The sequence below is a fragment of the Halopseudomonas pelagia CL-AP6 genome, assembly GCF_000410875.1.
Classification (GTDB): Bacteria; Pseudomonadota; Gammaproteobacteria; order Pseudomonadales; family Pseudomonadaceae; genus Halopseudomonas; species Halopseudomonas pelagia.
This window is the reverse complement of sequence record NZ_AROI01000025.1, coordinates 87,450-108,617: the sequence shown is the minus strand read 5'-3', so window position 1 is coordinate 108,617 and position 21,168 is coordinate 87,450. Positions and strand designations below refer to the sequence as shown.

The following is a 21,168-nucleotide window of genomic DNA, read 5'->3' as shown; positions in this document are numbered from 1 at the left end:
CGGGCAGCTCTCGCTGTTCGGGGCTTTTTTACGTCTACAGGAGTATCGCCATGCTTAAAGGTCTCGCTATAACGCCGCCCGTGCTGGGCCGAATCGCTATCGGAAAAGTCATCGAAAAGAAAGGCAAACGCTTACCCGAGAAGGATGACCAGTTCACCCTGACCTCGCAGGTGCAGCACGACGGTCAATGGTTGCTTCACCCATTGGACAAAACGCTGCGCACTGAGGCCGGAGACAAACTGCGTAGCATTCCCGTCCGCTTGTTGTTCAACGATCCAGACCTGAACTTTCGGGCGCAGTACGCCTTGTTTGATCGCACCTCTGGTCGACCGCTGTGTGTCGGCGACGGCGAGCACTGCAAGCGCCGCTGCAACGAAGGCATCAAGGCACTGCCATGCCCATCACCGGATGGCTGCCCGTTGGCCCAGGGCGGTAACTGCAAACCCTACGGGCGCTTGAATGTTGCCATTGGGGATGAGGATCCGCTCGGCAGCTTTGTGTTCAGAACCACCGGGTACAACAGCATCCGTACCCTCTATGCTCGTCTGCAGTACTTTCAGGCGTTGTCTGGAGGCCGGCTGGCCTGCTTGCCGTTGGAACTCCGTTTACGCGGCAAGTCCACCCGCCAGAGCCATGGCACTCCCATCTACTACGTCGACCTGACCGCACGCCAGGGCATGACGCTTGAAGAGGCGCTGCAGCAAGCACAGACAATTGATCAGGCTCGCCATGAGGCAGGCTTTGATCAGCCGGCACTAGATGCAGCAGCCCGCCAAGGGTTTGCCAACGGCGCCTTTGAAGATACCGAGGACGAAAGCCGCCAGGTACTGGAGGAGTTCTACCCCGACGGTAAACCAGAACGCACCCGCAATACCTCACCCGAAGCCCCACCCAGCCTACAGGCACGTCTGCAAGCACGTGCTGACGGCACCGCTTTACCACCCTCAACTCAGGCCCCGGCCTGACCAAGCCTCTCAGGAGAAATACCATGTGCACTACCCAACACACCGAGGCCTGCCAGGCCAGCGGCGGCCTGCCTGTGTCTGAAAGCCAGGTACTGAGCTGGGCCGAAGCCATACTGCAGGCACGCTTTGCACGCTGTAGCTACCTGACCAGTCCTGCGTTGGTAAGGGACTACCTGCGTATGACGCTGAGCACCGAAGAACGTGAGGTGTTCGGCATCATCCTGCTCGACAGCCAGCATGGCGTGCTGCGCTTTGAGCGGTTGTTCTACGGCACCATCGACAGTGCCAGCGTGTATCCGCGTGAGATCGTGAAAGCGGCGCTGAACAGCAATGCCGCCGCTGTGATCCTTGCGCACAACCACCCCAGCGGCAACCCCGAACCCAGTCAGGCGGATATCGCACTCACCCAGCGTGTGCAAACAGCCCTGCAAACCATTGACGTGCGCCTGCTCGATCACCTGGTGGTCGGCGGTACCACGTCTGTCAGCCTCGCCGAACGCGGGCTAATTTAACCTTTACTTCTCGGAGAGGTCAGCATGCCTTCTACCCACTGTTGCGCCTGTGGTGCAGCGACATCAATACATCGACACCATCTTTATCCACTGGCATTGGTAGCGGCCCTACTGGATTGCACCCTGCGCCACTATCAGCACTCGGCCATCAAGGAGGTGCCAACTGATCAACCCTGGACCAGCCTCGCCAGCATGGCAGAGCTGATACCGGTCATCGCCGCCAACCAGAGCGCCAGCAAGCAGCAGGCCCGCGAGCTGGCCGATGTCATGCAGCGCAACTGGTTCGGTAGTTTTGATCGGTTGTGCTTGAGCTGCGGGATCATGGAAAGGGATGAATCATAAATACCACGTGTCGGCATCCAGGCTTCAAGGAGCGATGTGCTGGCCTTAGCAGGCCAGCCGTTCGCTCAATTGCCTCACAACGCCCACGACAAGCGCTCGGTCATCACTGTTCAGCCTGGTTAGCAATTGCTGTAGCTGCCTAGCCTGATCATCTACCCGGACACTGGATTCGGTCAGAAGGTCAGCAGCCTCACAGCCAAATACCTCCGCCAGCTCCAGCAACCTCACGACAGACAGCGTCGCCTTGCCACGCTCCAGTCGCGACACCGCTTCGTTACCCAATCCCAACTTCTCCGCCACCTCTTCTTGCGTGAGCCCGGCGAGAGAACGTCGGTGTGCAATGACCTCACCGATGGACCTTGCCAGTGCAACCTGCGTGTCTTCTTTCATATGCCCTCCAATCCAACCCGAATGGTTGGGCAACGACTCGTTGACATGAAGGACCGGATAAGCTGAAACTCAACCTAATTAGTTGAAATCCAACCAAACCCGTTCAATTATCAAACCAAGGAAACACCATGACAAGGACACCTCTGACACTCACCCTCGCTTGCCTGATTGCCGCTCCAGCCCTCGCCGGCACCGATGAATGGACCAGCGGTTGGGCTATGGGCACCTCTGAGCATGCCGTCGATGACGGCAACAACAATGCGCTACTGATCTCCTGCCCCAGCGAGGGGTATATCTCTGCCGAAGCAACCATTCAGGGCGAGCGCTACGACTCGGAAAGCGAGCAAGGATTTGACGTCATCGTCGATGGCGTGACGTTTAGCAACCCTTTCTATACCGACTGCCGAGTCTGCGCGGACATATTCAAAGCCCAGTTCTGGGAAGCCTTCCGACAAGCAAATCGACTACAAATCGCCGCCGGTGGCCACGTTGTCAACTTGTCGACCAAAGGGCTCAAGGCAGGCACCCAACCGCTGGATGCCGCCGCCAACGACTGCAACCCAGCCTGGTAATCAGCTTTCAACACAAGGAACAAACAAATGGACGACAACATGAACGACTTTGACCGCCAGGATGACTTCGACATGGCGGCCTGGGCCCCTGCTGCCATTGGCTGGGGAATAGCCGCGACTGCCCTGGCCATCTTTAGCGTCACATCAAATACCTCCCCGTTAGTACTGGGAGCCAGTACCGCAGCCAAGGTCTTCGCGGTACTGCTAGGTGTCATACTTGGAATTGCCGGTGCCCTTCTTGGCGATGCACTTCGTCGCTTTGCCCGACCAAGCGCCGTTTTTACCCAAGGCGGGTTCTTCAGCCTGATCTGGATCAGGGTGTTCTGGGCAATCGGACCGCAGGTCATAGGGTTGGTGATCGGCGTCTTTGTTGGCGCGGCGTTGGTGCTCAGATGAAAGCAGTAAAACTGCGCAACCTAGCCACGATGGCAATGATCACCGTTGCTGTCGTCGCCTGCTCTGATAGCGACCCGATCCGAGGACAATTCATCTCTGGGTGCATGCATGCCGGTGCACCCAAATCGGATTGCCAATGCATCTTTGGCAAGCTGGAGAAGAAATATGGCCGTGAGGACCTGGACCGACTGAGTATGGAGTACCCACCCAATAATGCTTTGATGGAAAGCACTATGAAGGCAGCGCTGGCATGTAGAAAGTGAGCTAGAACCGCCCCGCCGCAGGCGGGGCAATAACGTCGCCAACTCTCTTTTTTTCTCAGAAACATGCAAAAAAACCTGCATAGGCTTGCGAGAATGGCGCTGGTTTTTTGTCGTTATTCGACCCGTGGCGTAAAAATCAAGCATGAAATGCCACGCCCATCTTTGAAAGACCTGCAACGGCAAAAGACTACAGACCTCTAAGCCCCCTCCCCTCCGCACATTTACAACGCCCCCTTAACTGCAGAAGGCTGTTGCGTGCCTCGAAGACTAATCGCCTTTGCAGCCAGTTATGTAGTCAAGAAAGCCCTTGAAAACGGTGGACATAGCCCCCATACAAACTACCTGCAGACTGGAGAACAAAAATGGAATTACTAGAAGCACTAGAAAACTTAGAGCAAACCGAGCTTAATAGCGTTGAAGAGTATCAAGCATTTTTAGATCAGTTTTCGCCTGACTTACAGGCTCAAATGATAGCCGCGCTTTCAACAGGAGTGCTGCATTTGCAAGATGATTATCTTCGAGAAGATGCCGTCATTCGCGTTGAAGAACTTGAGATCGCGCTCCACCTTTCTCCCGACAAGTACGCTGAATATCTCTATAAAAAGCGCACCCAGCTCAACTCATACGTCGCACGCTTACTGACGTGTATGCAAAACTCAAAACTCGACATCAATACGTTCTGGCTGCGTAGCCAGCCTGCAACCCTTTAAAAAACAGCAAGACACATGTAAATGCTCTTGGGAAGGACCTGAAGCTTACGGGTCACGCAGCGATCGCTATTTTCAAGAGCATGAGCATGCAGAAATCAGACAGCTGACGCCAATGGGCGCGCAGTTCCTATAGTCCCAGCAACCCGCTCGGCATCCTCGCCCGAACAGTTGGCGACTTGTGGTGGCCGCGTAAGAGTGCAACCGCATAAAGGCACGGGGCTCTCCACTCCACTATGGGTTCACGAACCCAACACCTACCGCCTACTTCCCTCAATCGCGTCTTTCTAAACTGCGAAGGTTTACGAGCAGATAACAGATCACACCATGATGCAGCCTAACCTGTACAAAGTAGCCTCAATAAACCCAGTGAGAATCAGGCCCAGTGACAAGCGGATAAATCGCTGCAAAACCAAACAGCAGAATTTTCTTCGCCGGTCATGAGACAACAAGCAATGAGAAAAAATCTCTGTTCACTGTCCGGCGCCAAAGCATGGGCCAAGGTATGGGCCACAAGAAGGTAGAAATGAAAAAGCCCCGCAATGCGGGGCTTTTCACTATATATCTGGCGGAGAGAGAGGGATTCGAACCCTCGATACGCTATTAACGTATACACACTTTCCAGGCGTGCGCCTTCAGCCACTCGGCCACCTCTCCGTATTTCTTGGAACCAGCGGGCCGGTTCCAAGGCGCGCTAATGTACCGAAACAAGCCTGGCTTGGCAAACGCTTTTTGTCTGGGGTCTGCGGCTAGGCGGGGCTGTGATCTGGAACTGGCCGGTCATCTTTATATTGGTACACTGCAGCACTGATACAGTCGTTCCCGGCTGTTTATAGTCTATTGAGGATGCTTCCATGAGCGAGCTGGTTTCCTACAGTTTTTCCGATGGTGTAGCGCGGCTGGGCCTGAACAACGGTAAGGTCAATGCCGTTTCCCCTGCGGTGATCGAGGCGTTCAACCAGGCGCTGGATCAGGCCGAGAAGGACAAGGCCGTGGTGATGATCAGTGGCCAGCCGGGGATTTTGTCCGGTGGTTATGACCTGAAGGTGATGACCTCTGGCGCAGATGCAGCCAAGGCGCTAGTGGCAGCGGGCTCGACGCTGGCGCGGCGAATGCTGTCGCACCCTTACCCGGTGGTGGTTGCCTGTACCGGCCATGCGGTGGCTAAGGGTGCCTTTATTCTGCTCTCAGCCGATTACCGTATCGGGGTGGAAGGTCCGTTCAAGATCGGCCTGAACGAGGTCGCTATCGGCATGACCATGCACCATGTCGGCATCGAGCTGGCCCGTGCGCGGCTGACCAACAGCGCGTTCAACCGCTCGGTGATCAATGCCGAGATGTTCGACCCAACTGACGCGGTGCACGCGGGCTTCCTGGACAAAGTGGTGCCTGCGCAGGAACTGGAGGTCAAGGCGATGGAGATGGCGCTGCAGTTGACCAAGCTGAATATGAGCGCGCATCGCAATACCAAGCTGAAGACTCGTAAGGCTTTGCTGGAGCTGCTGGACCAGTCGATCGAGATCGACAAGCAACACGCACTCTAAGCGCTGACGATCGGTTGGTAAAATAACGAATCGATTTACTGCTGCAGTAACCCAAAAGCCAGCTTATGCTGGCTTTTTTTTGGACAACCTCTTTTTGGAGAAGCCCTGATGGATTCGATTACCCAGGCAATGCTGGGCGCCTCGATTGGTGGCGCCATGCTGGGTCGCTGGCATGGTCGCAAGGCGCTGGTAGCTGGCGCACTGCTGGGCACGTTGCCGGATATGGATGTGGTGATCAACTACGGTGATGCCGTGGCCAACATGACCTACCACCGGGGCTTTAGCCATTCACTGTTCGTGTTGACGGCCCTAAGCCTGTTGCTAGCTTGGGGCTGGCGAAGATGGCGACCGAATCCGGGTTACTCGGGAGTACGATTGGGGCTATGCATTTGGCTGATTCTAGCCACCCATGTGCTGCTCGATGCCTTTACCAGTTACGGCACACAGCTGTTCTGGCCGCTAACCACGCCGCCAGTATCCATCTCCAGCATCTTTATCATCGATCCTCTTTACAGCGTGCCTTTATTGCTGGCGGTGATAACGGGTTTGATCATCGGTTTGAAGGGCAAGGGACGGACGCTGCAATACGCTGCGCTCATGATCAGCACGCTGTACCTGGCGAGCACTTTGGTAGGCAAGCAGATGGCCGAAAGCAACCTGCAGCTGGCGCTGGCCCGGGACGATATCCAGCCGCAGGCGGTATTCATTACCCCTACCCCGTTCAATACCGTGCTCTGGCGCGTGGTGGCCGTGGATGGCGACAATTATTACGAGGGGCTGGTCAGTTGGTTCGACGACGAGCCGCCGGCACTGGAACGCCTGCCGCGCCAGTACTCCGCCGCTGCCCCCGCCTTGCAAGGCTCCGCACAGCATGAGCGCCTGCGTTGGTTCACTGGCGACATTCTGCGCTACGACCTGATCGACAATCAGTGGGTGGTCACAGATCTGCGTCTGGGCATGACCGGCTACCACCCGTTCCGCTTCGCCCTGGCGAAGGTGGAACCGCAGGACCAGAGCGCGCAACTGATTGAGTATGTCGAGCAATGGCCGGCCGGCCCGCGAGGATTGAGCCGGCTAAGCGACCTGCGCAAGCGCGCACTGGATAGCAGCTATCGCCTGTCCCTGCGCGAGCTGACCAAGGATCTGGGGCGCTCACCGCTGCAACTGGCCGAGTCTGGCCCTGGGTCATAAGCGCCGCTGATGGCGCATCAAGCGCGCAAGCCGCCCGGCTCTCTGCGATAATGCGTGGATTGAGAGCGGGGACAGGCGCATGACAGGTTCGACAGAGTCACCAGCAGCAGAAGACCGTCGTGGCCTGGCCATGGTCGCGGCGCTGTTGGCGATCTTCACTACCATCTTCGCCAGCAACTTGCCGACCCCGTTGTATTCTTTCTGGCAGGCGCGCTGGGGTTTTTCCTCCACGGCGCTGACGGCAGTATTTTCCATCTACGTACTCGGGGTGGTCACTACCCTGCTGACGTTAGGGTCGCTGTCGGACAAGCTCGGCCGCCGGCAAATGATGGTGCCTGGCCTGCTGTTTATTCTGGGTGGGGCGGTCGCTTTTATGCTCGCCGAAGATATCTATGGGCTCGGGCTGGCGCGCATTCTGACCGGCATTGGCACCGGGATCGTCACCGGTGCGGCATCGGCAGCGCTGGTGGAACTGGAGCCGAACGAGAACTGGACCCGCGCCGCGACCTTATCTGCGTTGTTTTTCACCCTGGGCGCCTTTGCCGGGCCCACGGTCAGCTCGCTCGCGCTCTATTTCGGCTCCGGTGCCGACCTCTGGCCGTTTATGGTAGTCATCGCGCTCAGCCTGGGCACTATCATTTTGTTACTGACGGCACCCTGGCCGACCCATATCGGTCAGCGCCAGAGCAATTTCCGCCTACGCGCCTGGCGTCCGACCACCATCAAGGTCCCGCGGGAGCTACTGGGCGCCTTTGTGTTTGCTGCCGCGACAATCTGCCTGGCCTGGTCGACCGGTAGCTTGTATGCGTCTCTGGGGCCTTCGCTGGCGATGAATTTGACCGGCATCAGTGACCGCGCGGTGGCCGGGCTGTTCGCGGCGGCCTGGCAGTTGATGGCCGGGCTCAGTCAGTTCGCCTGCCAGCGTCAGCCGTTGAACCGCTTGCTGATCGCCGGCCCGAGCATACTGATTGCCGGTTTGATGATTATGGCCGCATCGGTGTTGCTCAGTTCTCCAGGGCTGTTCGGTCTGGCCACGCTGGCGACGGCCACAGGCGCCGGGGCTACCGGGGTGGTGGCTATTGCGTCGATCAGCCAGGTAGCGCCGCCGGCTGAGCGCGGCGGCATCATCTCGGCGTTCTATCTGATGGCCTATCTGACTATGGCCTCGGTGGTATTGGGCGTGGGCTTTACCAGTGATCTGATCGGCTTTGGCACGACTGTGCTGGGCTTCACCACGCTGATTTCCCTGGCCGCCCTGACGCTGATGATCAGCGCAGTGCGCAGTGGCCGGGCGACCTTCTGGTAATCAGCCAAACAGCCAGCGCCAAATAAAGAAGAACGCCAGGCCGCCGATGATGGTGGCCAGCAGGTTGCGCCATTTGGCCGCGATCACAATCGCGACTATGCCTGCGATCAGATAGGCGTTATCCAGTGCCAGATCCAGATGAGCGCCGTCAGGCATCAACATCGCTGGCGCGACTATAGCGGTCAGTACCGCCACGGGCACATAGCTCAGCGCCTGGGTCACCAGCGGGCTAAAGCGCACTCTATGGCCCACGGCGAACAACGTGTAGCGGATGGCGAAAGTGATCACCGCCATACCGGCGATCAGGGCGATTTCATAGGGATTCATCGGTCACCCCCTGATTCTGCTCGGCCGGGTAGCTCGTGCGTGGTTGTAATCGCTCTGCGACCACACCTGCGACCACGCCCAGCAAGGCCGCGAGCATCAAGCCCAGTTTGTACGGCAAGCCATTCGCCGCGACCGCAACCACGGCCGCCACCAGCGCCGCGACCAGCATGGGTCGGGTGCGCAGCAAAGGCACCACGATGCCGATAAAGGTCGCGACCATAGCAAAATCCAGCCCCCAATCGGCCATGCCCGGCAATGCATGGCCGAGCAGCACCCCGACCAGGGTGCAGGCAAACCAGTTGCTGTACATGGCCAGACAGGAGCCGAGGTAATACCAGTGTTTGCCTGCCAACGGCACAGTAGCGTCCAGATAATAACGGTGCACTACAGCAAAGCTTTCGTCAGTCAGCCAGAAGGCCAGCGGCACACGCCAGCGTTGCGGCAGATGCCGAACGTAGGGCAGCATGCTGGCGCTGTAAAGCATATGACGTAGGTTGACGATCAGGGTGGTCAGCAGAATCACTACCAGGCCAGTGCCCGAGGCAATCAGGCCGATGGCAATGAATTGCGCGGAGCCAGCAAACACCAGCGCCGACATGGCCAGGGTGGCACCGGCCGACAGCCCCGAAGACACCGCCAGCGTGCCGAAAATGATACCGAACGGCAGCGCGCCGATCAGCATAGGAATGGTATCCCGAGCGCCCAGCAAGGCCGTTTTGAACCGCGAAGACATGCAACTTAACCCCTGCAAATGAGGCGACTTAAACTAACAGCCTCCCCCGCCGCTGGACAAGATACAGTTGGGTACCAAGAGTGCTTCTATTGGAGTTTGACATAGCGGCTTATCAAGGCCCGGAGTGCCGCCGGCTTGACCGGTTTGGGTAGGAAATCCAGCCCCGCCAGGCGGATCTGGGTGACCAGCTCGCTACGCCCGTCCGCACTGATGATCACCCCAGGCAGCTCCGCGCTCTGAAGCGTGCGCAACCACTGCATTAGTTCGACGCCGGTGTCCCCTGCATCCAGGTGATAATCCACCAGCACCAACTGAGGCACGAAGCCCTGAGCTAGCACCTGCTGCACTTCATTACGATCCCGCGCAACAGCGACATGGCATTGCCAGCGGCTGAGCAAACTCTGCATGCCGGTGAGGATGTTCGGCTCGTTGTCGATACACAGCACCTGCGCACCGCTGACGATGGGGCTGACTTGTTCACCGGCCTTGGTACTGGCGCGGTGCTTCTGGCGCGCCAGCGGCACGGTCACGCTGAAGACGCTACCGGCGCCCGGCCAGGACCGCACCGCCAGTTCATGGCCAAGCACCCGGCATAGGCCGTCGGCGATAGCCAGGCCCAACCCCAGGCCCTTCTCCGCCTGCGTCCGGTGACTGTCCAGCCGTTGAAACTCTTCGAAGATCACCTGGAGCTTGTCTTCGGGGATGCCCGGACCCTGATCCCAGACTTCAATACGCACCCGATCATCCATACGGCGCACGCCGAGCACGACCTTGGAGCGCCCGGCGTAGCGGAAAGCATTAGTCAGGAAGTTCTGCAATACGCGCCGCAGCAAGCGCATATCGCTGCGCACGCGCAGGCTACTGATATGCACACGTAGGTCCACACCCTGCTCCACCGCCATGGCACCGAGCTCGATACGTAACGGCTCGAGCAGGTCGCGCAGGGCAAAATCGGTCCATTCCGGCCGAATGCGGCCGGCTTCCAGGCGGGAGATATCCAGCAAGTCGGAGATCAAGTCTTCGGCCGAGCGTAGTGAGGTGTCCAAGTGTCTGACCAGCTCTTCGGCCTCGGCCGGCAGATGCGTCTGGTGCGAGAGTGAGGCGGAAAACAGCCGCGCCGCGTTCATCGGTTGCATCAGATCGTGACTGACTGCAGTCAAAAAGCGGCTCTGCGATTGGCTTGCGCGCTCGGTCTGGGCCTTGGCCTGGATCAGCGCCTGGTTCAGCTCGGACAACTCACGGGTGCGCTCGGCCACGCGTTGCTCCAGGCTCTCATTGGATTCCTTGAGGGCCTGCTCGGCACGGCGGAAATCAGAGATGTCGGTAAAACTCATAACGAAGCCGCCACCGGGCATCGGGTTACCGATGATTTCGATCACTTGCCCGCTAGGGAACAGCCGTTCGGAGCGATGCGCAGTACCTTCGCGCATCCAGTTGATGCGCTTTTCCACGTGGTCCTGCGGGTCACCGGGCCCGCACAGGCCCCGACCGGCGTTGTGCAGAATGATGTCGGCAATCGGCCGGCCGATGAAGATCAGCCCTTCCGGATACTCGAACATTTCCAGGTAACGGCGGTTCCAGGCCACCAGTCGCAGCTCCTTGTCGACTACGCTGATACCCTGTGTGATGTTCTCGATGGCACCTTGCAGCAATCCACGGTTGAACTGTAATACTTCCGAGGCCTCGTCGACGATGCGCACTACATCATCGAAGTGCATATCGCGACCCTCGATAGCGGCCTTGACCACCACCCGCGCCGAAGAAGCACCCAGCACGCCAGCCAGCAAACGTTCGCTGTGGGTAATCCAGCCACTGCTGGCGTTCTGATTCAGCACCAGCGGTTTGCCCTGTATTTCGGCAAAGCGCAGGAAGCTCTTGTGCGCCCGCTCTTCACCCACAAAGCGCCCGGCCAGCGCCAGCAAATCTTCCAGCGTGACGCGTAACAACGCGCGGCTGGGGCCATCATGCCACTGTTGGGAATCCTGGCTGACGAAGCGACTGGCCTGCCAGTGTTCCAGCACCCGGGTACGGCTAAGCAGGGAAATCATCACAAAAACAATCACATTGCCGGCCAAAGAAATCAGGCTGCCCAGCGTCAGGCTGTCAATCGGCAGGCCGAGTGAACTGGCATACAACGGATCCAGTAATGGCCAGCCCTCCAGCTCACCGCCAAGCAATGGCAGAATCAACATATAGAACCACAGAGTGATACCCACCAACAGACCGGCGAACACGCCGCTGCGGTTGGCCTGCTTCCAGAACAGCGCGCCAAACATCGCCGGGGCCAACTGAGCTATGGCGGCAAAGGCGATCTGGCCGATACTGGCCAGACTACCGGCCGAGCCGATCAGCCGGTAGACCACATAGGCCAGCAGCAGGATTACCAAAATGCTGGTGCGGCGCACATTCAACAGCAGGCCACGAAATTCTTCGTAGGTGCGCTCGGGGCGGTTACGGTTGCGCAGCAGCAGCGGCAGCACCACGTCATTGGAGACCATGGTGCTGAGCGCGATGGCCGCCACGATGACCATACCGGTGGCGGCCGAGGCTCCGCCAATAAACGCCAGCAATGCCAACAACGGGCGCCCTTCCAGCAACGGGATACTGATAACGTAGGAGTCGGCCGACACCCCCGGCCCCAGGGTCATCTGCCCGGCCAGACTGATGGGGATAACGAATAGCCCAGCCAGGATCAGATACGCAGGGAACACCCAGCGCGCCATGCGCAGATCGCCGGGCTGGATATTCTCCACCACTGCCACCTGAAACTGCCGAGGCAGGCAGAGGAATGCCAGTATGGCAATAAAGGATTGGAACAACAGATTGGTAAACAGCGTCTCGCGTTGCCAGTAATCGTGCAGCTCAACACTGCTGCTGGCGCGCTCGATCAGATCACCGACACCGCCGAACAGACTGAAAGTAACAAAGGCGCCCACGGCCAGGAACGCGAGTAACTTGACGATCGACTCGAAGGCGATCGCCAGCATCATGCCGCGATGGTGTTCGGTGGCGTCCAGGCTGCGAGTACCAAACAGGATGGTGAACAGCGCCAGTACCAGCGTGACAATCAGCGCGGTATCCTCGGCCCCGGCCGCCTCGCCCAGATCCCCCCCCGCTGCGGCGTTGCCACTTAAGAGATTGAAGCCGAGCACGATGCCTTTCAACTGCAGAGCAATATAGGGCAACACGCTGACCAGGCAGAGTAAGCTGACCGCGACCGCCAGCGTCTGTGACTTGCCATAACGCGAGGCGATGAAATCGGCAATCGAGGTGATATTTTCCTGCTTGCTGATGGCGATCATGCGCGCATACAGCCGCCAACCGAACAGAAACAGGATCACCGGGCCGATGTAGATGGGCAGAAAGTTCCAGAGCTGTTCGGAGGCCATGCCTACGGCGCCAAAAAAGGTCCAACTGGTGCACCAGACGGCCAGCGACAGGCTGTAGACCCAAACCCGCAGACGCGGATTGAATTCGTTGGTCTGGCGGTCACCCCAGAAGGCGATGGCGAACAGCAAGGCCATGTAAAGCAGGAAGATGGAGGCAACCAGTGCGCCGGAAAGCATCATGAGTGGTCAGCATACCCTTGCGTTATAAACCCAAACCCATTGGTCCGGAATCATTAGCCCAACCGAGTAATCGGCGATGATAGCCGAGTCTGTCACTCCGCCGCGCCCTTGCCCAGCCTGGGATCGCTAGACTTAAGTCGCGGTGGGGATTATTGCGGCTCCAGTAGCACCAGCGTCCAGACCACCGCGATCATGATCAGCCCGAGCATCTGCGCTGCGCTGCCCATGTCCTTGGACGCCTTGGATAAAGGATGACGTTCGAGGGAAATACGATCGATGGCCGCTTCAATAGCGGAGTTGAGCAGTTCGATGATCAGCGACAGCAATACACTGCCGACCATCAGCGCACGGCCGGCATAGCTGACCGGCAGCAACAGCGCCAGGGGAACGAGTATCGCCGCCAGCCAAACCAGTTGACGGAAGGCGGCTTCGCCCCGGTAAGCGGCCTTGAGACCGTCAAGCGAATAGCCAAGGGCGTACCAGACACGCTTGATACCGGTCACACCCTTGTACGGATTGGTCATGCCATTACCTAAATCAGTGCCCAGCGCGGGTCAGTTCCATATGTTGCAGTACCAACGCGGCCTGCGTTCGTGTACGCACGCCCAGTTTGCGAAAGATCGCTGTGACATGCGCTTTGACCGTCGCTTCCGAGACGCTCAGGTCATAGGCGATCTGCTTGTTCAGCAGACCATCACAGACCATGGTCAGCACGCGGAACTGCTGCGGCGTCAGGCTGGCCAGTTGAGCGCTGATGTTTTTTTCCTGTTCGGACATCAAACCGGCGCCTCCGGCGGTGTCGGGCCAGCTGACGCCGCCTTCCAGCACGTTACGCACCGCATCCTGAATACCTTCCAGCGATGACGACTTGGGAATGAAGCCACTGGCACCAAAATCCCGCGCGCGTTGTACCACCGGTTGTTCTTCCTGGGCGGAAATCACCACCACTGGGATCTGCGGATACTGGCCACGCAACAATACCAGACCGGAAAAACCGTAGGCACCGGGCATGTTCAGATCTAGCAACACCAGGTCCCAATCACTTCGCTGATCCAGGCACGCCTGCAGCTCGGCAATGCTGCCCGCTTCAGTCAAGGCAACCTGCGCCTCGGAGCCACTGATCAGCGCTTGGCGCAAGGCGCTGCGAAACAATGGATGATCGTCTGCGATCAGAATGTCATAGGAGAGACCCATGCCTGGCGTTCCCGATTCAAATGTTATTGTTGTGTGCTGCTAACTCGTGCTGCTAAACCCTGCCCTAGGGCGTGATTACAGTCAATCCTCAGCAACTGCAGTGAGGTCAGGCGCAACTGTATCTGTTTTCTGTCTCTGGGTGTAGGCATACTGCGCCGCTTCCACCTTTTACCCAGTCTTTTTAACTTGTGAGCGCGAGATGAAATCCAACGCCTATCGTTCAGACGCGCTGATGTTGCTCACCGCCCTGATCTGGGGTTCGACATTCGTCGCACAAAGCGTCGCGATGGACCATATCGGCCCGTTTCTTTACACCGGGTTGCGCTTCACCCTGGGTGCGCTAGCGATTCTGCCATTGGTGTTGCTGGCCAGCCCGCAGGGTAAAGCCGCCGAACGGCGCTTCAGCAAACCCATGCTGCTCGGCAGTCTGTGGCTGGGCCTGATGCTGACGCTAGGCATCAACCTGCAACAGATCGGGCTGATGTTCACCACCGTGACGAATGCCGGCTTTATCACCGGCTTGTATGTGATTTTAGTGCCTATCTTCGGTCTGTGTATCGGTATGCGCACAGGACTAGGCACCTGGGGCGGTGCGCTGCTGGCCTTGGTCGGCATGCTACTGCTCAGCGTCAATGCCGATTACAGCATAGCGCCCGGTGACTGGCTGCAACTGACTGGCGCGGCCTGCTGGGCGATTCACGTGCTGTTGGTGGGCGCCCTGGCCAGCCGCTACGATCCAGTGCGCGTGGCCTTTTCCCAGTTTGTGGTCTGCGCCGTCATCAGCCTGACCCTGGCACTGCTATTTGAATCCATCCGCTGGGAAGGCATAGTGCAGGCTGGCCCTGCAATTCTTTACGGCGGTCTGTTGGCAGTGGGCGTGGGCTTTACCTTGCAGGTCGTGGCACAGAAGAATGCCATCGCCTCGCACGCAGCGGTCATTCTCAGCCTGGAAGCGGTGTTCGCTGCGCTCGCCGGCTGGCTATTTCTGGAAGAAAGCCTGAGCCTACGCGGCTTTATCGGTTGCTGCCTGATGCTGGCGGGTATGCTGATCGCGCAGCTGGTACCTATTTATCTGGGCCGGCGCCGCAGTCTGGCGACTGTGCAGCAAGAGCCTGCGGGCCATCACTGATCTGAGCAGATACGCCCAGGTGCTCGGCCAGCCGTTGCCGCGAGGGTAGCTCTGCGGTCGCGGCGCAATTGCCGCGCGAGGCCAGATAGGCGTCAGTAAATACATCGAAATAGTCGTTCAACAGATTTGCCCCCGCCGCCTCCCCCGCCAGCCCCAAGCACGCCGTGGCCACTTCGACGGTACACAGATGCTCCTCGCGAGTAGAGCGGCGCAGCCGATAACGCGACAACTGCTCGGTTTGCAGGCTCAGTATCGGTAGCCCATCCAGCCACGGGCTCTTGCGGAACATCTTGCGCGCCTGGGTCCAGGTGGCATCGAAAATGATCAATAAAGGCCGTTTGCCGCCATCCGGCTTGATGGTATCCACTACTGGCTGCCCTGCTTGGGCGTACTCTGCCGGAAACACCACATAGGCTTGCCACTGCGGATCTTTTAATAATTCCAGCAGTGCGGGATCTACGCTGGTACGCGACCAGACAAAGGCATGGGTATCGGTGATACAGTCAGCGATCAGGCGTCCGGTGTTGGTCGGCTTGAGCGGCTCCAACGGATGCATTATCAGGCAGAATCCGACCTGGCTATCCAGTTGCGGACGCCAGCTGCAGACGCAGGCATGGGCGGCCAGAAGGCAGCCGGGGCAGCGTTGCAACCGCGCGCCTCGAGCCTTGAAAGGTCGGGTGGAAGCGGATTTCAATTCGGCCCGCAGGCGCTCTACAGCATGGGGTGGTCTGACTGACACTGGAAACCTTTAGGTAAAATACGGGTCATGATGACCACTAGGCATTTTGCCATACTTATTCACGCTCTTATCGGCTCATCTATCGGCTCATTGCGAACCAGTCCGCAGTGCCATGGTCGAAGTTCGTGACACTATATTCCTGTTGGAGAGAAATCCATGCGTTGGTTGCCCCTAATTGTTGCGCTGTGCATCGCCCTGCCCAGTCACGCCACCTCCCTGCGCGAGATACGGCTACAGGACACCCTGAAGCAGGTCGCCGCCCAGAGCAGCGAAGGCACGCCCAGAACCCTCAACGACGACATCGTCGATGAAGGTTTCAGCAGCGACGGCTCCGAGTTGATCAATCACTTGTCCGTAAACGAAGCTTATGCCGAGCAACTGCAACGCGATCCTCTGATCGTACGCACTCAGCTACAGGCCAGCGTTTGCGCGGATCAGCGCTTCCGCCGGCTAATGGATATGGGCGCGACGCTAACCTACCATTTTGCGATCACCGGCTCGACCCGTCCGGTACTGACCCACAGTTTTGTCGCGGAACATTGCCAAGCGCTCTAAACTGATGCATATCAAAAGTCCGTTCGACCGATTTCGGCATAATGGGCTTTTCACATCACAGGTGCGTAGATTATGGCTCTTCTTACCTTCCATGGCGCCGTACAGCAAGTTACTGGCTCCTGCTATCTTCTTGAAGCCAACGGTCGCAAGGTACTCCTTGAATGTGGCATGACGCAGGGCTTTCGCCGCGAAGAAGCGCATAACCGCAACCGCTTTCCGTTTGATCCAACCGGCCTGGATGCGGTGGTTATTTCACACGCGCACCTTGACCACTCAGGACTTTTGCCGAAGCTTGCTGCAGAAGGCTACCGCGGTCCCGTCTTCCTGACCTCGGCCAGCCGATCACTGCTGGAACTGATGCTCAAAGACGCCGCAGGCCTGCAGGAACGAGACACCGAATGGGAAAACCGCTGGCGCCAACGCGCGGGCAAGCCGCTGCTTGAACCTCTGTACAATCAGGCTGACGTCGACCGCATTATTAGCCAGTGCGAGCCGCTTGAGCATGAGCAGTTGATAGAGATCACCCAGGGTATCGAGCTATGCTTTCACGAGGCCGGGCATATTTTGGGCTCAGCCATAGTCGAGATGGTTATCCACGAGCCGCATAATCTGGTGCGCCGGTTGGTCTTTTCCGGCGACCTAGGTAACAGCTATTCGCCCTTGCTGCACGACCCTAGCGTTGTGCGTGAAGCTGACCTGCTGCTGATGGAATCGACCTACGGCGATCGTGACCATCGGCCACTTGAGGACACGCTTGAAGAGCTGAAAAGCATCCTCAAGGAGGCTTACGAGGGTGGTGGCAACGTGCTGATTCCCGCGTTCGCGGTAGGGCGTACGCAAGAGCTGCTGTATTACCTGGGCAAGTTCTATCAGGAAGGCACACTAAAACAACAGGTAGTGTTCCTCGACAGCCCCATGGCTATAGCCGCTACGGCCATTTACGATCGTTACCACCACCATTTCAACGAGGACGACAAAACCGCCATCGAGCAGCGCGGCAAGGGCGACCTGAAGCACTGGCTCCCGATCCTCAGGTGCACTCAGTCCCCTGATGAATCGATGGCCATCAACCGCATCGGCAGTGGCGCGATCATTATTGCTGGTGCCGGGATGTGCAATGGCGGCCGCATAGTCCACCACTTCAAACACAATTTGTGGCGCGACAACTGTCATGTAATTTTCCCCGGCTTTCAGGCCAAGGGCACCCTGGGCCGCAGACTTGTGGATGGCGAAAAGCAGGTCCGCGTTATCCATCAAAGCCTGGCGGTAAAAGCCCAGTTACACACCCTGGGCGGCTTCTCCGCCCATGCCGGCCAATCGCAACTGATCGACTGGCTCAGCCAGTTCGAGCGCAGCCCGGAAATTTATCTGGTTCATGGCGAGCTAGAAAAAAGCCAGCTGCTGGCCGCCGCGATCAAGGCCAAGTTAGGCTGGCTGGCGAATATTCCCGAGCCTGGCGAACAAATCGCATTCTGAAGCCAGCTTACAAGAGAGCAATAGATGACCGATGAACTGGACCCCGTAGACTATCTTAGCCGTCATTGGCAAACCGGCGGGACCGGCATTCAGCAGAAGGTCGATGAACTGATCGAGATGAGTGCCGGGCAGAGTGAAAACGCCGGGCTTTACCGTGACATGATCCTTGATGTGATACGTATGGCCCAAGCCGACCGCAACCGCTGGGATGCCAAGATCATGTTGCACACCATCCGCGAACTGGAGCAGGCCTTCGCGCGGCTGGAGCTCTTCAAGCGCCGGCGTAAGGTCACGGTTTTTGGTTCGGCGCGCACGCATGTCGACAGTCGCATCTATGCCCTTGCTCGCGAGATGGGCAGCATGCTGTCGCGCCACGACTATATGACCATCACCGGAGCTGGCGGGGGCATTATGGCCGCCGCCCACGAAGGTGCGGGACTGGATAACAGCCTGGGCTTCAACATTACTCTGCCGTTCGAACAGCGTTCAAATGACGTGGTGCACGACACCGATCATGATCTGCCCTTCAAGTTCTTTTTTTTGCGCAAGCTGTTTTTTGTCAAGGAAGCCGATGCATTGATCCTCTGCCCTGGCGGCTTCGGCACCCTGGACGAAACCCTGGAAGTGCTGACACTGATCCAGACGGGCAAAAGCCCAATGGTGCCGATAGTGCTGCTGGATGTCGCCGACGGGAGTTATTGGGAGGGGCTGCTCGGATTTTTTCGTAAACAACTGAGTGATCACGGTTATATCCATGAAAGCGACTTCAATCTGATGAAGCTCGCGCACTCACCGCAAGACGCCATGCAGGAAATACTGCGCTTTTACAGCAACTATAACTCTGCCAGATGGAGCGAAGGGCGTTATGTGCTGCGCATGAACCGGCCACTCACCGAGCAAGCCATGGCAAAAATCGGCGAGGTTTTTTCAGCGTTATCACGGGATGGCAGCTTCAGGCAGGAAGCCTGCGCCACGGGAGAGGAAGAGCCGGAATTGTGTACATTACCCCGTCTGAGCTTCCCCTTTAATGGGCGAGATCATGGGCGGTTACGCGCATTGATCGACTTTATCAATCGAGAGGAAAATCAGCAAAGCCTCGATACTGCATAAAGCGTAATTGCTTGGCGCGTTCTTTGGGATCCCGCGCCGGGCCCTCTGGAAAGCGCTTGGCAAATACCTGCTGGGCACTGTCCGCCCAATCCCATTGGGTTGCCTGCAGACGGCTTTCGACGAGGTGCTCGGCGACCCCGCGCTCACGCAATTCTTCACGCAAACGTTGGGGTCCTATGCCGCGCTGGCTACGCGCATGAATGTAGGCTTCGCAGAAGCGTTCATCACTGAGCAGACCATCTTCCTCAAGCTGATCCAGCGTCGCCTCACACATCGCCGCTGACGCGCCCCGCTGTTGCAGTTTGCGCAGCATTTCACGGCGGCTATGCTCACGCCGCGCGAGCAAATCCAGCGCTGTGCGGCGTGCTGCCTGAGGCGTTTCCAGCAGGGTGCGACCAAACATGCCTGAGCAGCTTACTCGGCAGCAGCGTCGGCACTGATTTCAGCAGCCGACGCCTTGGCATTGGCCGGCTTAGGCAGCAACTTCTCGCGGATGGCCTTTTCAATCTCGTCGGCAGTCGCCTTATTCTCTTCCATGTACTTGGCGGCATTGGCCTTGCCCTGGCCGATTTTGCTGCCCTTGTAGCTGTACCAGGCACCGGCTTTTTCGATCAGGCCGATCTGCACACCCAAATCAATGATCTCGGCATTATGGTAGATACCCGAGCCATACAAAATCTGGAATTCGGCCTGGCGGAACGGCGGCGCCACCTTGTTCTTGACGACCTTGACGCGGGTTTCACTGCCGACCACTTCATCGCCTTCCTTCACCGCGCCGGTGCGGCGGATATCCAGACGCACGGATGAATAAAACTTCAGTGCGTTACCACCGGTGGTGGTTTCCGGATTACCGAACATCACACCGATTTTCATCCGAATCTGGTTGATGAAGATCACCAGGCAGTTGGCGTTCTTGATGTTACCGGTAATCTTACGCAGCGCCTGGGACATCAGGCGAGCCTGCAGACCCACGTGGTGGTCACCCATCTCGCCTTCGATTTCGGCTTTGGGTACCAGCGCAGCAACCGAGTCAATGACGATGACGTCAACCGCGTTGGAGCGCACCAGCATGTCGGTGATTTCCAGCGCCTGCTCCCCAGTGTCCGGCTGCGATACCAGCAGATCATCGACGTTGACGCCCAATTTGCCAGCGTATTCAGGGTCGAGCGCGTGCTCGGCGTCAACGAAGGCGCAGGTAGCGCCCTGCTTTTGCGCCTGGGCAATCACTGACAGGGTCAGCGTGGTCTTACCCGACGACTCAGGGCCGTAGATCTCTACGACACGTCCCTTGGGCAAGCCGCCCAGACCCAGCGCGATATCCAGACCCAGCGAGCCGGTCGAAATCGACGGGATAGCCATACGCTCATGATCGCCCATGCGCATCACTGCGCCCTTGCCAAACTGACGTTCAATCTGACTCAAAGCCGCAGTAAGCGCCTTCTTCTTGTTGTCGTCCATTGTGCATCCTCTTGGTGTAGCGGGCGCCCGAGCGCTCGGTCAACGATAACGGTTGTCTATAAAGCGTCTGCCTGCGAAGGAGAACGACGGCCTATAAACTACTGTATATATGGTCAGTATTATTCCACAGAAGTTTGCTGCCGCCTACCCCTTGTTTCGTTAACCTGCGGACTGGCTCACAGCACGTCGGTCGATCAGTTTGAGCAGCCCTTCCAGCGCGTGCAGTACGGTTTGCGCACGTACTTCGCGGCGACTGCCCTGCAAGCGCTTGCACAGGCTGTACGTCTCGCCGCCACGCGATGCCCAGGCAAACCAGACAGTGCCTACCGGCTTTTCCGGCGTACCGCCGTCAGGCCCGGCGATGCCACTGACCGCCACCGCCAGGTCCGCCTCGCCAGCCTCAAGCGCGCCCAGGGCCATAGCTCTGACAACCGGCTCGCTAACGGCCCCATGGGCTGCCAGATCCGCTTCGCTGACATTCAGCCAGCGCGCCTTGCTGTGATTGGCGTAGGTGACAAAGCCGCTGTGAAACCAGGCCGAGCTACCACTGACCCGCGTGATGGCTTCACAAATACCGCCGCCGGTACAGGATTCTGCAGCTGTTACCAACAACCCTTCACGCCGCAGCGCGTTACCCAGACGGGCCGCAGCGGAGTCGATTAACGGGTCATATTGAGACATGCTGTCTAC

At 58.3% G+C, this 21,168-nt stretch carries 24 protein-coding genes and 1 tRNA gene; 14 read left to right on the top strand and 11 right to left on the bottom strand.

Annotation, left to right across the window (positions count from 1 at the left end; translation table 11 throughout):
- Window positions 1–50 precede the first annotated feature (50 nt).
- From K787_RS0117425 to K787_RS0117415, 3 genes are read left to right on the top strand one after another with little or no spacing between them, the layout of a single operon-like run.
- Complete coding sequence (locus tag K787_RS0117425) at window positions 51–965, top strand: recombination directionality factor (protein WP_022964102.1); 915 nt, start codon at window positions 51–53, stop codon at window positions 963–965.
- 23 nt (window positions 966–988) lie between these two features.
- Entirely contained in the window at window positions 989–1,477 is a 489-nt protein-coding gene (radC, locus tag K787_RS0117420; RefSeq protein WP_022964101.1) for a RadC family protein, read from the top strand.
- 24 nt (window positions 1,478–1,501) lie between these two features.
- Window positions 1,502–1,819, top strand: a complete 318-nt coding sequence (locus tag K787_RS0117415; RefSeq protein WP_152486861.1) for a hypothetical protein — start codon at window positions 1,502–1,504, stop codon at window positions 1,817–1,819.
- 45 nt (window positions 1,820–1,864) lie between these two features.
- Here K787_RS0117415 and K787_RS0117410 read toward each other — a convergent pair whose 3' ends face one another.
- A complete protein-coding gene (locus tag K787_RS0117410; protein WP_022964099.1) occupies window positions 1,865–2,209 on the bottom strand; it encodes a helix-turn-helix domain-containing protein in 345 nt (114 codons plus the stop codon).
- A gap of 128 nt (window positions 2,210–2,337) precedes the next feature.
- Here K787_RS0117410 and K787_RS0117405 point away from each other — a divergent pair, with 128 nt between their 5' ends.
- From K787_RS0117405 to K787_RS0117390, 4 genes are all read left to right on the top strand, one after another.
- Window positions 2,338–2,781, top strand: a complete 444-nt coding sequence (locus tag K787_RS0117405; protein WP_022964098.1) for a YfjT/YkfB family phage-associated protein — start codon at window positions 2,338–2,340, stop codon at window positions 2,779–2,781.
- Between the two features lie 27 nt (window positions 2,782–2,808).
- A complete protein-coding gene (locus K787_RS23540; RefSeq protein ID WP_022964097.1) occupies window positions 2,809–3,177 on the top strand; it encodes a hypothetical protein in 369 nt (122 codons plus the stop codon).
- A complete protein-coding gene (locus tag K787_RS0117395) occupies window positions 3,174–3,440 on the top strand; it encodes a hypothetical protein (RefSeq protein WP_022964096.1) in 267 nt (88 codons plus the stop codon). The genes K787_RS23540 and K787_RS0117395 overlap by 4 nt, the downstream gene beginning before the upstream one ends.
- 362 nt (window positions 3,441–3,802) lie before the next feature.
- Window positions 3,803–4,150: a hypothetical protein gene (locus tag K787_RS0117390; RefSeq protein WP_022964095.1), complete on the top strand. Its 348-nt coding sequence runs from the start codon at window positions 3,803–3,805 to the stop codon at window positions 4,148–4,150.
- Window positions 4,151–4,713: 563 nt separating this feature from the next.
- Here K787_RS0117390 and K787_RS0117385 read toward each other — a convergent pair.
- Window positions 4,714–4,804, bottom strand: a tRNA-Ser gene (locus K787_RS0117385).
- Between the two features lie 197 nt (window positions 4,805–5,001).
- Here K787_RS0117385 and K787_RS0117380 point away from each other — a divergent pair.
- The 3 genes from K787_RS0117380 to K787_RS0117370 all read left to right on the top strand — a co-directional run bounded on the left by K787_RS0117380 (window position 5,002) and on the right by K787_RS0117370 (window position 8,188).
- Window positions 5,002–5,691: a crotonase/enoyl-CoA hydratase family protein gene (locus K787_RS0117380; protein WP_022964094.1), complete on the top strand. Its 690-nt coding sequence runs from the start codon at window positions 5,002–5,004 to the stop codon at window positions 5,689–5,691.
- 108 nt (window positions 5,692–5,799) lie between these two features.
- Window positions 5,800–6,882, top strand: coding sequence for a metal-dependent hydrolase (locus K787_RS23535; protein WP_022964093.1), 1,083 nt, complete (start codon window positions 5,800–5,802; stop codon window positions 6,880–6,882).
- Window positions 6,883–6,961: 79 nt separating this feature from the next.
- Window positions 6,962–8,188: an MFS transporter gene (locus K787_RS0117370; protein WP_022964092.1), complete on the top strand. Its 1,227-nt coding sequence runs from the start codon at window positions 6,962–6,964 to the stop codon at window positions 8,186–8,188.
- On the opposite strand, the gene K787_RS0117365 is transcribed toward K787_RS0117370, so the two are convergent.
- The 5 genes from K787_RS0117365 to K787_RS0117345 form a co-directional block, all read right to left on the bottom strand.
- On the bottom strand, window positions 8,189–8,515 hold the full coding sequence (locus tag K787_RS0117365) for an AzlD domain-containing protein (protein WP_022964091.1): 327 nt from the start codon (window positions 8,513–8,515) through the stop codon (window positions 8,189–8,191).
- Complete coding sequence (locus K787_RS0117360) at window positions 8,502–9,248, bottom strand: AzlC family ABC transporter permease (RefSeq protein ID WP_022964090.1); 747 nt, start codon at window positions 9,246–9,248, stop codon at window positions 8,502–8,504. Before K787_RS0117360 ends, K787_RS0117365 begins: the two co-directional genes overlap by 14 nt.
- An 86-nt stretch (window positions 9,249–9,334) precedes the next feature.
- Complete coding sequence (locus K787_RS0117355) at window positions 9,335–12,817, bottom strand: hybrid sensor histidine kinase/response regulator (protein WP_022964089.1); 3,483 nt, start codon at window positions 12,815–12,817, stop codon at window positions 9,335–9,337.
- Window positions 12,818–12,966: 149 nt separating this feature from the next.
- Window positions 12,967–13,341, bottom strand: coding sequence for a diacylglycerol kinase (locus tag K787_RS0117350; RefSeq protein ID WP_022964088.1), 375 nt, complete (start codon window positions 13,339–13,341; stop codon window positions 12,967–12,969).
- Window positions 13,342–13,354: 13 nt separating this feature from the next.
- Window positions 13,355–14,011, bottom strand: a complete 657-nt coding sequence (locus K787_RS0117345) for a response regulator transcription factor (RefSeq protein ID WP_022964087.1) — start codon at window positions 14,009–14,011, stop codon at window positions 13,355–13,357.
- A 199-nt stretch (window positions 14,012–14,210) separates the two neighbouring features.
- Here K787_RS0117345 and K787_RS0117340 point away from each other — a divergent pair, with 199 nt between their 5' ends.
- Window positions 14,211–15,140, top strand: coding sequence for a DMT family transporter (locus K787_RS0117340; protein WP_022964086.1), 930 nt, complete (start codon window positions 14,211–14,213; stop codon window positions 15,138–15,140).
- Here K787_RS0117340 and K787_RS23530 read toward each other — a convergent pair.
- Window positions 15,076–15,879, bottom strand: a complete 804-nt coding sequence (locus tag K787_RS23530; protein ID WP_022964085.1) for a tRNA-uridine aminocarboxypropyltransferase — start codon at window positions 15,877–15,879, stop codon at window positions 15,076–15,078. The two genes, K787_RS0117340 and K787_RS23530, sit on opposite strands and share 65 nt — an antisense overlap.
- 156 nt (window positions 15,880–16,035) lie before the next feature.
- On the opposite strand from K787_RS23530, the gene K787_RS0117330 reads away from it, so the two are divergent.
- The 3 genes from K787_RS0117330 (at window position 16,036) to K787_RS0117320 (ending at window position 19,020) form a co-directional block, all read left to right on the top strand.
- Window positions 16,036–16,434, top strand: a complete 399-nt coding sequence (locus K787_RS0117330; RefSeq protein ID WP_022964084.1) for a PA3611 family quorum-sensing-regulated virulence factor — start codon at window positions 16,036–16,038, stop codon at window positions 16,432–16,434.
- Window positions 16,435–16,506: 72 nt separating this feature from the next.
- The gene (locus K787_RS0117325) at window positions 16,507–17,910 is read left to right on the top strand and encodes an MBL fold metallo-hydrolase RNA specificity domain-containing protein (protein ID WP_022964083.1); all 1,404 of its coding nucleotides are present in this window, start codon (window positions 16,507–16,509) and stop codon (window positions 17,908–17,910) included.
- 24 nt (window positions 17,911–17,934) lie between these two features.
- Window positions 17,935–19,020, top strand: coding sequence for an LOG family protein (locus K787_RS0117320; RefSeq protein ID WP_022964082.1), 1,086 nt, complete (start codon window positions 17,935–17,937; stop codon window positions 19,018–19,020).
- Here K787_RS0117320 and K787_RS0117315 read toward each other — a convergent pair.
- The 3 genes from K787_RS0117315 to K787_RS0117305 all read right to left on the bottom strand — a co-directional run bounded on the left by K787_RS0117315 (window position 18,980) and on the right by K787_RS0117305 (window position 21,159).
- Entirely contained in the window at window positions 18,980–19,423 is a 444-nt protein-coding gene (locus tag K787_RS0117315; RefSeq protein WP_022964081.1) for a regulatory protein RecX, read from the bottom strand. The genes K787_RS0117320 and K787_RS0117315 overlap by 41 nt on opposite strands.
- A gap of 11 nt (window positions 19,424–19,434) precedes the next feature.
- Window positions 19,435–20,478 (bottom strand): recombinase RecA, encoded by a 1,044-nt coding sequence (recA, locus tag K787_RS0117310; protein WP_022964080.1) that lies wholly within the window; start codon window positions 20,476–20,478, stop codon window positions 19,435–19,437.
- Between the two features lie 159 nt (window positions 20,479–20,637).
- Entirely contained in the window at window positions 20,638–21,159 is a 522-nt protein-coding gene (locus K787_RS0117305; protein ID WP_022964079.1) for a CinA family protein, read from the bottom strand.
- Window positions 21,160–21,168 lie beyond the last annotated feature (9 nt).